This is a genomic window from Streptomyces sp. 6-11-2 (genome assembly GCF_006540305.1).
Classification (GTDB): Bacteria; Actinomycetota; Actinomycetes; order Streptomycetales; family Streptomycetaceae; genus Streptomyces.
In genome coordinates this window covers 5,433,405-5,446,301 of sequence record NZ_BJOR01000001.1, presented here as the reverse complement: position 1 = coordinate 5,446,301, position 12,897 = coordinate 5,433,405, and the positions used below count along the sequence as shown (strand labels likewise).

The 12,897-nt window shown below is 71.2% G+C and carries 9 protein-coding genes; 2 read left to right on the top strand and 7 right to left on the bottom strand.

Features of this window, described 5'->3' with window-relative positions; all coding sequences use genetic code 11:
- Window positions 1–53: 53 nt before the first annotated feature.
- From gap to uvrC, 5 genes are all read right to left on the bottom strand, one after another.
- Entirely contained in the window at window positions 54–1,061 is a 1,008-nt protein-coding gene (gap, locus tag TNCT6_RS23985) for a type I glyceraldehyde-3-phosphate dehydrogenase (RefSeq protein ID WP_141362002.1), read from the bottom strand.
- Between the two features lie 687 nt (window positions 1,062–1,748).
- Window positions 1,749–2,738 carry a DNA-binding protein WhiA gene (gene whiA, locus TNCT6_RS23980; protein WP_141362000.1) on the bottom strand — a complete coding sequence of 330 codons (990 nt, stop codon included), beginning with the start codon at window positions 2,736–2,738 and terminating at the stop codon, window positions 1,749–1,751.
- Window positions 2,729–3,823 carry a uridine diphosphate-N-acetylglucosamine-binding protein YvcK gene (yvcK, locus tag TNCT6_RS23975; protein WP_141361998.1) on the bottom strand — a complete coding sequence of 365 codons (1,095 nt, stop codon included), beginning with the start codon at window positions 3,821–3,823 and terminating at the stop codon, window positions 2,729–2,731. Before yvcK ends, whiA begins: the two co-directional genes overlap by 10 nt.
- Window positions 3,820–4,821, bottom strand: coding sequence for an RNase adapter RapZ (gene rapZ / locus TNCT6_RS23970; RefSeq protein ID WP_141361996.1), 1,002 nt, complete (start codon window positions 4,819–4,821; stop codon window positions 3,820–3,822). The genes yvcK and rapZ overlap by 4 nt, the downstream gene beginning before the upstream one ends.
- The gene (gene uvrC / locus TNCT6_RS23965) at window positions 4,818–6,962 is read right to left on the bottom strand and encodes an excinuclease ABC subunit UvrC (protein WP_141361994.1); all 2,145 of its coding nucleotides are present in this window, start codon (window positions 6,960–6,962) and stop codon (window positions 4,818–4,820) included. The genes rapZ and uvrC overlap by 4 nt, the downstream gene beginning before the upstream one ends.
- A gap of 275 nt (window positions 6,963–7,237) precedes the next feature.
- On the opposite strand from uvrC, the gene TNCT6_RS23960 reads away from it, so the two are divergent.
- Complete coding sequence (locus tag TNCT6_RS23960) at window positions 7,238–8,185, top strand: hypothetical protein (protein WP_141361992.1); 948 nt, start codon at window positions 7,238–7,240, stop codon at window positions 8,183–8,185.
- 24 nt (window positions 8,186–8,209) lie between these two features.
- Here TNCT6_RS23960 and TNCT6_RS23955 read toward each other — a convergent pair whose 3' ends face one another.
- Window positions 8,210–8,638 carry a Rieske (2Fe-2S) protein gene (locus tag TNCT6_RS23955; protein ID WP_141361990.1) on the bottom strand — a complete coding sequence of 143 codons (429 nt, stop codon included), beginning with the start codon at window positions 8,636–8,638 and terminating at the stop codon, window positions 8,210–8,212.
- A gap of 170 nt (window positions 8,639–8,808) precedes the next feature.
- Here TNCT6_RS23955 and TNCT6_RS23950 point away from each other — a divergent pair, with 170 nt between their 5' ends.
- A complete protein-coding gene (locus TNCT6_RS23950) occupies window positions 8,809–9,720 on the top strand; it encodes a carbohydrate kinase (protein WP_141361988.1) in 912 nt (303 codons plus the stop codon).
- 61 nt (window positions 9,721–9,781) lie between these two features.
- Here TNCT6_RS23950 and uvrA read toward each other — a convergent pair whose 3' ends face one another.
- The gene (uvrA, locus tag TNCT6_RS23945) at window positions 9,782–12,802 is read right to left on the bottom strand and encodes an excinuclease ABC subunit UvrA (protein WP_141361986.1); all 3,021 of its coding nucleotides are present in this window, start codon (window positions 12,800–12,802) and stop codon (window positions 9,782–9,784) included.
- Between the last annotated feature and the right edge of the window lie 95 nt (window positions 12,803–12,897).

Below are 12,897 nucleotides of genomic sequence, written 5' to 3'. Positions count from 1 at the left end.
CGTCGGCGCGCCGCCCGGGCCCTGATCTCACATCGAGGTGCCTGCCCTGCCGGTCAGAGCTGGTTGCCGACGAAGACCGTGAGGTCGACGAGGCGGTTGGAGTAGCCCCACTCGTTGTCGTACCAGCCGATGATCTTCACGTTCTTGCCGTCCTGAACCATGGTCAGGGAGGAGTCGAACGTGCAGGACGCCGGGGCGTTGACGATGTCCGAGGAGACGATCGGGTCCTCGGTGTAGTCCAGGAGGCCCTTCAGCTCACCCTCGGCGGCCTTCTGGAAGGCGGCGTTGACCTCTTCCTTGGTGACCTCGCGGGAGAGTTCGACGACGAGGTCGGTGACCGAGCCGGTGGGAACCGGGACGCGCATGGCGATGCCGTCCAGCTTGCCCTTGAGCTGCGGCAGCACCAGGGCGGTGGCCTTGGCGGCGCCGGTGGTGGTCGGGATGATGTTCTCGGCGGCGGCACGGGCGCGGCGCAGGTCCTTGTGCGGGAAGTCCAGGATGCGCTGGTCGTTCGTGTACGCGTGCACGGTGGTCATCAGACCCTTGACGATGCCGAAGTTCTCGTCGAGGACTTTCGCCATCGGCGCCACGCAGTTGGTGGTGCAGGAGGCGTTGGAGATGACGTGGTGATTGGCCGGGTCGTACTTGTCCTGGTTGACGCCCATCACGATGGTGACGTCTTCGTTCTTCGCCGGGGCGGAGATGATGACCTTCTTGGCGCCGCCGGCGATGTGCTTCTCGGCGTCTTCCTTCTTGGTGAAGATGCCGGTGGACTCGATGACGATGTCGACGCCGAGTTCACCCCAGGGGATGTCGGCGGGGTTGCGCTCCGACAGCACCTTGATGGTGCGGCCGTCGACGGTGATGGTGTCGGCGGTGTGGGAGACCTCCTGCTTGAGGCGGCCCAGGATGGTGTCGTACTTCAGCAGGTGAGCGGTGGTCGCGGTGTCACCCAGGTCATTGACAGCCACGATCTCGATGTCTGCACCCTGCTCCAGCAGCGCGCGGAAGTAGTTACGACCGATGCGGCCAAAGCCGTTGATGCCTACGCGGATCGTCACGAACCGATCTCCTCGTTGGTACGCCGGTTTCGACGCCGGCGAGCTGTATTGGGATGTCCCCGACCACCCACGACCCTACCCCTCCAAGGCCTCCGAAGTGACATCCGGACGCGTCCTGGACAGCACGACTTCGACAAAGGCCCGAACCCCTCGCACAGGCCGCCGGGATCACCCGATTTCGCTATGGATTGCCCATACCAATTGACCGTGTTGGTCACTCGTTCGTGAGCACCTCAGCTCACTTGTGAAATGCCATGATCTCCGACCAATCCGGACTTCCGGCAAACCCGTCAATTCCCCCACGGGGCCGCCGCGGCGGCAGACCGAACCCACCGCCCCGTCCACACCCGGGCCACCCCTCCCCGCGGTGGCCGAAGCAGCCTGTCAAGCACCGTCGCCGACCCGCGTCGCCCGGCCCGGGCCGGTCACCGTCGGTAGTTGCACACCAACCGACCGGCCGCCATCGGTCAACCAGCCGGTGCTGGTTGGCCGATGGCGGCCGGTCGGAGTGTGGTGACGGTCGACGTGAGGCGGCACGCCCGGTGGCGGCCTGCGGGGGCGGTGGGGGGTGCCGACCGACCCGTGGCAGGAGACGCGGCCGACCGGAGGCGGCAGGGCGGTCGGGAACGATCAGGACGTGATCCGGTCGGAACATGAAGCCGGGCCGGTCGGCCGGGCCCGCGCGGGTCAGCCCGCCAGGTTGTCCGCCAGTTCGTCGGCGAGGTTCGCCTCGGTGCCGGGGATGCCGAGGTCGGAGGCCCGCTTGTCGGCCATGGCCAACAGGCGGCGGATGCGGCCGGCGACGGCGTCCTTGGTCAGCGGGGGGTCGGCGAGGGCGCCCAGCTCCTCCAGGGAGGCCTGCTTGTGCTCCATGCGCAGGCGTCCCGCGGCGGCGAGGTGCTCGGGGACGTCGTCGGCGAGGATCTCCAGGGCGCGGGCCACCCGCGCGCCGGCCGCGACGGCCGCGCGCGCCGAGCGGCGCAGGTTGGCGTCGTCGAAGTTGGCGAGGCGGTTGGCCGTGGCGCGCACCTCGCGGCGCATCCGCCGCTCCTCCCAGGCCAGCACGGACTCGTGGGCGCCCAGACGGGTCAGCAGGGCGCCGATCGCGTCGCCGTCACGGACCACCACCCGGTCCACGCCCCGCACCTCCCGGGCCTTCGCGGCGATGGACAGCCGGCGCGCGGCACCGACCAGCGCGAGGGCCGCCTCCGGGCCCGGGCAGGTCACCTCCAGGGAGGAGGAGCGGCCCGGCTCGGTGAGCGAGCCGTGGGCCAGGAAGGCACCGCGCCAGGCGGCCTCCGCGTCGCAGGTGGCCCCCGAGACCACCTGCGGCGGCAGGCCGCGGATCGGCCGGCCCCGACCGTCGACCAGACCGGTCTGGCGGGCCAGCTGGTCACCGCCCGCGACGACGCGTACGACGTAGCGCGAGCCGCGGCGCAGCCCGCCCGGCGCCATCACGATCAGCTCGGAGCTGTGACCGAAGATCTCCAGGATGTCCCGCTTCAGGCGCCGTGCCGCCATGGCGGTGTCCAGTTCCGCCTCGATCACGATCCGCCCGCTGACCAGGTGGAGGCCGCCGGCGAACCGCAGAAGGGCGGAGACCTCCGCCTTCCTGCAGCAGGTCCGGGTGACGGGGAGCCGGGAAATCTCGTCCTTCACCGCTGCCGTCATCGCCATGGGCCGATCCTTCCATGCATCCGAAAAATACGGTCGTACGCGGCGGCCAGCTGCTCCGGGTCGTGCCGCGGAGTTCCGTCCCTCCGGGCCACCGGCGCGAGCTCGACCGCGGCGCCGAACCGCTTGGCGGCCTCGGTCAGCACTTCGCGGTCGGGCACGGCGGCCTCGTCGGCCAGCACCACGTCCAGGGCGAGTTTAGGGGCGTGTCGTCCCAAAACCTCCAAATGACGCTGCGGGGAGAAGCCCTCGGTTTCTCCCGGCTGCGGCGCGAGGTTCAGGGACAGCACCCGGCGTGCCCTGGTCTCGGTGAGCGCGTCCAGAAGCTCGGGCACCAGCAGGTGCGGAATGACCGAGGAGAACCAGGAGCCGGGTCCGAGCACCACCCAGTCCGCGTCCAGGACCGCGTCCACGGCCTCGGGCACGGCGGGCGGGTCGTTCGGCACCAGGTGCACGGACTGCACCTCGCCCGAGGTGAGCGCGACGGTGGCCTGGCCGCGCACGGTGTCGACGGCCTCGGGCCGCTCCGGATCGTGCCCCTTGACCAGGGCCTGGAGCTCCAAGGGCACGGCGGACATGGGCAGCACGCGCCCGTGCGCCCCCAGCAGCTTGCCCACCAGGTCCAGCGCCTGGACATGGTCGCCGAGCTGTTCCCACAGGGCGACGATCAGCAGGTTGCCCACCGCGTGGTCGTGCAGGTCGCCCTGGGAGGTGAAGCGGTGCTGGATCACCCGGGCCCAGGTCTGGCCCCAGTCGTCGTCGCCGCACAGCGCGGCCAGCGCCTTGCGCAGGTCCCCGGGCGGCAGCACGCCCAGCTCGTCGCGCAGGCGCCCGCTGGAGCCCCCGTCGTCGGCCACGGTCACGACTGCGGTGAGGTCGCCGGTGATCCGGCGCAGTGCGGCGAGCGAGGCGGACAGGCCCATGCCGCCGCCGAGGGCGACCACCTTGGGCTGAGCGCCGCGGCGGCGCGCCCGGCCGCCCCGCGCCTCGGCCGGGCGCCCCGCGCGCGCCGCGATCGCCTGACGTGCCGAACGCCCCTCCGGCACCACCCGGCGCAGCCTGCTCAGCCGCGGAGTACGTCCGCTCACTCGCGCCCCATGTCCCGGTGGACGACGACGGTCTCCACGCCCTCGGCCGCGAGCCGCGCGGCGAGCTTCTCCGACGTGGCCACCGAGCGGTGCTTGCCGCCCGTGCAGCCGATCGCGATGGTCACGTACCGCTTGCCCTCGCGCCGGTAGCCGGCCGAGATGAGCCGCAGCAGCTCGGCATAGCGGTCGAGGAACTCCTTGGCGCCGGGCTGGTTGAAGACGTACGCGGCGACCTCGTCGTTCAGGCCGGTGTACGGGCGCAGTTCGGGGACCCAGTGCGGGTTGGGCAGGAACCGCATGTCGGCGACCAGGTCGGCGTCGACCGGCAGGCCGTACTTGAAGCCGAACGACATCACGGTGGCCCGCAGTTCGGGCTCCTCCTCGCCGGCGAACTGGGCGTCCATCTTGGCGCGCAGTTCGTGCACGTTGAGGCTGGAGGTGTCGATCACCAGGTCGGCGTCGCCGCGCAGCTCGCGCAGCAGCTCACGCTCGGCGGCGATGCCGTCGACGATGCGGCCGTCGCCCTGGAGCGGGTGGGGCCGGCGCACCGACTCGAAGCGGCGCACCAGGGCCTCGTCCGAGGACTCCAGGAAAACGATCCGCCGGGTGACGTTCTTGGCCTCCAGGCCGGCCAGGGACTCGCGCAGGTTGTCGAAGAAGCGGCGGCCGCGGACGTCGACGACGACCGCGATGCGTGCCACGTTGCCTTGCGAGCGGGCACCGAGCTCCACCATGGTGGGGATCAGCGCCGGCGGCAGGTTGTCGACGACGAACCAGCCGAGGTCCTCCAGACATTTGGCGGCCGTGGACCGGCCTGCCCCGGACATGCCGGAGATGATCACCAGTTCGGGAATGGCCGTGTCGGGGACGCCGGCCGTGTCGATGCCCGTACTCACCTGTGCTCCGTTTTCCTTGGACGCGCGCTCGTTCTGTTCCTCGCGCGGTCCCTCGTGGGACTGATCTCGCTCGGCGCTTCGCCGTGCGTCGTGCTCGGTCATGTCTCCTGCCCCCGTCGGTCGTCCGGAACGCCCGTGGACACGGGCGTCTCCGCGTCACCCGCCGTCGTCGCCGGTGGCGCTTCTTCCACGTCTTCCATGATCTCTCCAGTCGCCGTGTTGACGGCGGGTGCGGCCGGGGCCGCCTGGGCGAGTGCCGCGGCGATGGTCTCGGCCGTCTTGCGGCCTATACCGGGTACCCCGCAGATCTGGTCGATTGTCGCGGACCGCAGCCGCTTCACCGAGCCGAAATGCTTGATCAGCGCCTGTTTGCGTGTCTCGCCGAGGCCGGGCACGTCGTCCAGGGGCCCGGCCCGGAAGCGCTTGGCCCGTCTGGTGCGCTGGTAGGTGATGGCGAACCGGTGGGCCTCGTCGCGCACGCGTTGCAGCAGGTACAGGCCCTCGCTGCTGCGGGGCAGGACCACCGGGTCGTCGTCGCCGGGCAGCCAGACCTCCTCCAGGCGCTTGGCCAGTCCGCACACGGCGATGTCGTCGATGCCGAGTTCGTCCAGGGCCCGCTGGGCGGCCGCGACCTGGGGCTGCCCGCCGTCGACGACGACGAGCTGGGGCGGGTAGGCGAAGCGCTTGGGACGGCCGTCGTCCTCGGTGAGGGCAACGACGGGGCCGCCGGGTGCGTCGTCGGGCGAGCCGTCGAGGGAGCCACCGGGTGAGCCGTTCACCAGGACGTCCTCGCCGTCGGCCCACTCGCCGGTCTTCTCCTTCTCCGCGAGGTAGCGCCTGAAGCGGCGGGTGATCACCTCGTGCATGGAGCGGACGTCGTCCTGGCCCTCGCCGTGCCACAGCTGCGTGTCTCCGGCACGGCCCTTGATCTGGAAGCGGCGGTACTCGCTCTTGCGCTGGAGGCCGTCCTCGAAGACGACCATGGAGGCCACCACGTCGTCGCCCTGGAGGTGGGAGATGTCGTAGCACTCGATCCTGAGGGGGGCGCTGTCGAGGTCGAGGGCCTCGGCGATCTCCTCCAGGGCACGCGAGCGCGTGGTGAGGTCGGAGGCGCGCCTGGTCTTGTGCAGGACGAGCCCCTGCTGGGCGTTGCGCTGCACGGTCTCCATGAGGGCCTTCTTGTCGCCGCGCTGCGGGATGCGCAGCGAGACGTTCGACCCGCGGCGCTCGGCGAGCCACTCCTGGACCGGTTCGACCGGGTCGGGCAGGGCCGGGACGAGGACCTCCTTGGGCACGGCGTCCCCGCTCTCCTCGCCGTACAGCTGCTGCAGGGCGTGCTCGACGAGGGCGCCGGTGGTGACGTCCTCCACCTTGTCGGTCACCCAGCCGCGCTGGCCGCGCACCCGTCCGCCGCGCACGTGGAAGATCTGCACCGCGGCCTCCAGCTCGTCCTCGGCGACGGCGATGAGGTCGGCGTCGGTCGCGTCGGCGAGCACGACCGCGTTCTTCTCCATGGCCTTCTTCAGGGCCTCGATGTCGTCGCGCAGGCGGGCGGCCCGCTCGTACTCCATCTCCTCGGCCGCCTCCGTCATCTGCTTCTCCAGGCGGCGCAGATACGTGCCGGTGCGGCCGGCCATGAAGTCGCTGAAGTCCTCGGCCAGTTCACGGTGCTCCTCGGCGGAGACACGACCGACGCAGGGCGCGGAGCACTTGCCGATGTAGCCCAGCAGGCAAGGGCGGCCGGTGCGGGCGGCGTTCTTGAAGACACCGGCCGAGCAGGTGCGCACCGGGAAGACGCGCAGCAGCAGGTCGACCGTGTCGCGGATGGCCCACGCGTGCCCGTACGGCCCGAAGTAGCGCACGCCCTTCTTCTTGTGGCCGCGCATCACCTGCACGCGTGGGAACTCCTCGTTCATCGTCACCGCGAGGTACGGGTAGCTCTTGTCGTCGCGGTACTTGACGTTGAACCGGGGGTCGAACTCCTTGATCCAGGAGTACTCCAGCTGCAGCGCCTCGACCTCCGTGGACACCACCGTCCACTCCACGGACGCGGCCGTGGTGACCATGCTGCGGGTGCGCGGGTGAAGGTTCGCGAGGTCCTGGAAGTAGTTCGCCAGGCGCTGGCGCAGGCTCTTGGCCTTTCCGACGTAGATGACCCGGCGGTACTCGTCACGGAACCGGTAGACCCCGGGGGAGTCCGGGACGTCTCCCGGCTTGGGGCGGTAGCTGGAGGGGTCGGCCATGACTCAACCCTACTGTCGAGCACCGACACCGCGGCGGCCCTCCACGACCCGGGCCGCGACGCGCCCCGGCCGGGGCTGCTTCCTCGGCCAGGAGCTCACTCCTGTCGGGTCTCAGGTGTTGTCGGGACTTGGTCAACACGCTTCAATGCGTTGGAACTCGGGGCCGTGAACGACGGCGTACGGATGTGAAGAACCCTGCCTTCGCGCGGGGCGGCCCCGACGACCCGCGTGAAGGGTCCGCCGAGCCGCCCGCACCTTCACAGAAAGGCCCGCGCATGCCGCACGCCCCACAGCAGGCGGACGTCGCCACCGCGGAACTGGACACGGTCCTGCGGGGCGGCCCCTTCCACGTGGCGCTGCGCGCCGCGATCGCCGCTCGTGGACTGCCGTTGCAGCGCGTGCAGCACCATCTGACGCGCTACGGGGTGAAGGTCGGCGTCACCAGCCTCAGCTACTGGCAGCAGGGTGCCCGGCGCCCGCAGCGCCCGGAGTCACTGCGGGCCGTACGGGCGCTGGAGGAGATTCTGCGGTTGCCGGACGAGTCGCTGATCCGGCTGCTGGCCGACGCCGACGAGCACACGGCCGGCGGGCGGCCCGGCGTCCGCTCCTACCGCTCCCTGGTCCGGGCCTCGGACGTGCTGCGCGGGCTGCTGGCGGAACTGGACTGCCCACCCGGCGGCGGGCTGCACGTGCTCGGGCACCACGAGCGGGTGCTGATCGGGGCGCGGCGCGAACTCGCGGGCCGCGAGTCCGAGCACATCGTGCGCGCCCACCGGGACGGCGTGGACCGTTTCGTGGCCGTCCATCACGGCGATCCGGGCTGCGCGCCGGAGCGGATGACCGTGCGGGCCCTGGAGAACTGCCGCACCGGCCGGATACGCCGGCACCACGACACCGGGGTGCTGGTGGCCGAGCTGCTCTTCGACACCCGGCTGCGGGCCGGCGACACGTTCCTGTTCCGGCACGGCGTGGAGGACGGAACGGCCGGGACGACGCGCGAGTACGTCCGGGAGTTCCCCTCCGCCGGCGGCCAGTACGCCCTCCAGGTCCGGTTCGACGCCGGCACCCTGCCGGTGCGCTGCCACCGGTTCACTCAGGCGTCGGCGGCGGCTCCGCGCAGCGGCCGCCGGGAGCTGCCGGTGAGCGAGCGGCACCGTTCGGTGCACCTCGTGGAGCCGCGCGTGCGGTCGGGGACCGTGGGGGTCGGCTGGGACTGGGAGTGAGCGGGCCGGACCGGCGGCCGGATGTCAGGCCCCGGGTCCGGCGACGAGCCTGCCGCCCTCGGCGCGCACGGGCAGTTCGGGCAGCGGCGTGCTTGCCGGGGAGCGCACCACCTCGCCGGTCGTGGCGTCGAACTCGCTGCCGTGGCAGGGGCAGATCAGCTTCGTCCCCTGGAGCTTGTTGATCGGGCACTGCGCATGCGTGCAGATCGTGCTGAACGCCTTGAGGGTGCCGTCCGCGCCCCGGCTGACCACCACGTTGTGGTCCCGGTACAGCTTGGCGCCACCCTCGGGGACCTCGCTCTCGGCGCCGAGGTCGACCGGCGCGGTGGGCGTGGCGGGGGTCGTGACGCCGCCGCCGATCGGTCCGCAGGCAGTGAGCCCGAGCGCGACGGCGGGGGTGAGGGCCGCTCCCCGCAGGATCGTGCGGCGGCTCGCGGAGGGGCGGCCGGACATGAAGGCCTCCACTGGTCAAGGGGCTGGACAACGCCGACGATACCCACCGGGCCCGGACCGGACGGGGGCGGGTCGGACGGACGGACGCGGACGACCCGGGCCGGCGTTGTACCTCCGGCGCGCAATGGGATAGCTTCCCGGCCCGAGCTGTCCGAGAGAGGAACCGACTCGTGATCGTCGTCGCCGGTGAGGCCCTGATCGACCTGGTACCGCGGGGAAGGGGCGCCCTCGCGGACCTCAGACCGGCGCTCGGCGGCGGCCCGTACAACACGGCCGTCGCGCTGGGCCGCCTCGGCTCGCCCACGGCGTTCTGCTCCCGCACGTCGTACGACGCCTTCGGCGAGGCCCTGCTCGACGGGCTGCGGGGTGCCGGGGTGGACGTGTCCGGTGTGCAGCGCGGCGCCGAGCCGACGACGCTGGCGGTCGCCACGGTCGGCACCGACGGCTCCGCCGCGTACTCGTTCTACGTCGACGGCACCGCCGACCGTCTGTTCACGGCGCCCGCCGCCCTTCCCGCCGGAACCCGCGCGGTGTCCTTCGGCACCTGTTCGCTGGTGCTGGAGCCGGGCGCGACCGCCTACGAGGAGCTGATGCGGACGGCTTCCGCGCAGGGTGTGTTCACCGCGCTGGACCCGAACGTCCGGCCCGGACTGATCGCGGACGCTGACGCCTACCGGGCGCGTTTCATGAGCTGGCTGCCCTCGGTGTCGCTGCTGAAGCTCTCCGAGGAGGACGCGGGGTGGCTGGGCGGCACTCCGCGCGAGTGGTTGGCCGCCGGGCCCGGGGCGGTGGTGATCACCCACGGCGGCGACGGGCTCACCGCGTACACCCGGGACGGCGCGGAGCACTCCGTTCCGGGCGAGAAGGTCGACGTCGTCGACACCATCGGCGCGGGCGACACCGTGAACGCGGCCCTGCTGCACGGACTGGCCGTGCAGGACGCCCTCTCCCCCGAGGGCCTCGCGGGCCTCGGGGCCTCGGGCTGGAGCCGGCTGCTGCGGTTCGCGGCCCGCGCGGCCGCGATCACCTGCTCGCGCGCGGGAGCGGAGCCGCCGTACGCGGCGGAGGTGGGCGCGCCGTAGGCCTCCGGTGCCAGCAGCGCCCCGCAGGAGTGCCCGCGGGGCGCTGTGGCCGGACTGTGTCTCAGGCCTTGCGGGCCCGCGTCGTCTTCTTCGCGGGCGTCGCCTTCTTGCTCGCCGTGCTGTTGGCCTTGGTCGTCGTCCTCGCCGTGGCCGTCTTCCGGGTCGTCGACGCGGCCGCGACGGCCTTCTTGACGGCGGTCCCGCGCGGGGCCTTGGCCGAGGATGCGGCATCGCTGATCCGGTCCGGCTGAAGGATCTCGCGCAGGAACTTCCCGGTGTGGCTGGCCGGGACGCCGGCGACCTGCTCGGGCGTGCCCTCGGCGATGACCAGGCCACCGCCGGCGCCGCCCTCGGGGCCCATGTCGACGACCCAGTCGGCGGTCTTGATCACATCGAGGTTGTGCTCGATGACGATGACCGTGTTGCCCTTGTCGACCAGTCCGGACAGCACCTTCAGCAGCTTGCTGATGTCCTCGAAGTGCAGACCGGTGGTGGGCTCGTCCAGGACGTAGACCGTGCGCCCGGTGGAGCGGCGCTGCAGTTCGCTGGCGAGCTTCACGCGCTGCGCCTCACCGCCGGACAGGGTGGTCGCGGACTGCCCGAGCCGGACGTAACCGAGGCCGACGTCCTTGAGGGTCTTGAGGTGGCGGGCGATCGCCGGGACGGCCTCGAAGAACTCGGTCGCCTCCTCGATCGGCATGTTGAGCACGTCGGCGATGGACTTGCCCTTGTAGTGGACTTCCAGGGTCTCCCGGTTGTAGCGGGCGCCGTGGCAGACCTCGCAGGGGACGTAGACGTCCGGCAGGAAGTTCATCTCGATCTTGATGGTGCCGTCGCCCGCGCAGTTCTCGCAGCGCCCGCCCTTGACGTTGAAGGAGAAGCGGCCGGGCTGGTAGCCCCGGACCTTCGCCTCGGTGGTCTCGGCGAACAGCTTGCGGATGTGGTCGAAGACGCCGGTGTACGTCGCCGGGTTGGACCGCGGGGTGCGGCCGATGGGCGACTGGTCGACGTGCACCACCTTGTCCACGAGGTCGTCGCCGTCCACGCGCGTGTGCCGCCCGGGCACGTTGCGGGCGCCGTTCAGCTCGCGGGCCAGGTGGGTGTACAGGATGTCGTTGACCAGCGTCGACTTGCCGGAACCGGAGACTCCGGTGACCGCCGTGAACAGGCCGAGCGGGAAGGACACGTCGATGTCCTTCAGGTTGTTCTCCCGGGCGCCGTGCACGGTGAGCTGCCGGGACGGGTCGAGCGGGCGCCGGATGTCGGGCAGCGGGATCGCCTTCTTGCCGGCCAGGTACTGCCCGGTCTGCGACTCGGCGTTGGCGAGCAGTTCCTTCAGGGAGCCGCTGTGCACGACCTTGCCGCCGTGCTCGCCCGCGCCGGGGCCGATGTCGACGATCCAGTCGGCGGTCTTGATGGTGTCCTCGTCGTGCTCGACGACGATGAGCGTGTTGCCCATGTCGCGCAGCCGGACCAGGGTCTCGATCAGCCGGTGGTTGTCGCGCTGGTGCAGGCCGATGGACGGCTCGTCGAGGACGTACAGGACGCCGACGAGGCCGGAGCCGATCTGGGTGGCCAGGCGGATGCGCTGGGCCTCGCCGCCGGAGAGCGTGCCGGCCGCGCGGTTCAGCGAGAGGTAGTCGAGGCCGACGTCGACCAGGAACCGCAGCCGCTCGTTGACCTCCTTGAGGACGCGCTCGGCGATCTTCTTGTCGCGCGCGTCCAGCTTCAGCCCGCGCAGGAAGTCCGCGCAGTCGCTGATGGACATCGCGGAGATCTCGGCGATCGACTTGCCCATGAGCGTGACCGCGAGGACGACCGGCTTCAGGCGCGTGCCCTCGCAGGTGGGGCAGGGCACCTCGCGCATGTAGCCCTCGAAGCGCTCGCGGCTGGCGTCGCTCTCGGCCTCGCTGTGCCGGCGCTTGACGAACGGCACGGCGCCCTCGAAGGGCGTGGTGTAGACGCGCTCGCGCCCGTACCGGTTGCGGTAGCGGACCTCGATCTGCGTCCTGTGGCCGTAAAGCAGGGCCTTCTTGGCGCGCTGCGGCAGGCCCGCGAAGGGGATGTCGGTGCGGAAGCCGAGGGCGTCGGCGAGGGCGCCGACCAGCCGGCCGAAGTAGTCCTTGGTGTGCCCGTGCGACCAGGGGTGGATGGCGCCCTCGTCGAGGGACTTCTCCTCGTCCGGGACGATCAGCTCCGGGTCGACCTCCATGCGGGTGCCGATGCCGGTGCACTCGGGGCAAGCGCCGAAGGGCGAGTTGAAGGAGAAGGAACGGGGCTCCATCTCCTCGAAGGACAGGTCGTCGTACGGGCAGTACAGGTGCTCCGAGTACATCCGCTCGCGCTCGGGGTCGTCCTCGGGCAGGTCGACGAAGTCGAGCACGACCATGCCGCCGGACAGGCCGAGCGCGGTCTCGACGGAGTCGGTGAGGCGGCGCTTGGCGGAGTCCTTCACCGTGAGGCGGTCGACGACCACCTCGATGGTGTGCTTCTCCTGCTTCTTCAGCGTGGGCGGGTGGGAGAGCTGGACGGTCTCGCCGTCCACGCGCGCGCGGGAGTAGCCCTTGGTCTGGAGGTCGGCGAAGAGGTCGACGAACTCGCCCTTGCGCTCGCGCACCAGCGGCGAGAGCACCTGGAAGCGGCTTCCCTCCGGCAGCTCGAGCACCCTGTCGACGATGGCCTGCGGCGACTGCCGTGAGATCGGGCGGCCGCACTCGGGGCAGTGCGGCTTGCCGATGCGGGCGAAGAGCAGGCGCAGGTAGTCGTAGACCTCGGTGATGGTGCCGACCGTCGAGCGCGGGTTGCGCGAGGTCGACTTCTGGTCGATGGAGACCGCCGGCGAGAGGCCCTCGATGAAGTCGACGTCCGGCTTGTCCATCTGGCCGAGGAACTGGCGGGCGTACGAGGAGAGCGACTCCACGTAGCGCCGCTGCCCCTCGGCGAAGATGGTGTCGAAGGCCAGGGAGGACTTGCCCGACCCGGACAGGCCCGTGAAGACGATGAGCGAGTCCCGAGGCAGGTCGAGCGAGACGTTCTTCAGGTTGTGCTCGCGCGCGCCACGGACGATGAGACGGTCGGCCACGCCGGTCCGCACCTTTCTTGAGAGAAGTGACAGGGGCGGGGCCCCCGTGCTTTCTCAGACTAGGGGGAGCCACTGACAACGCCGGGCGGGATTCC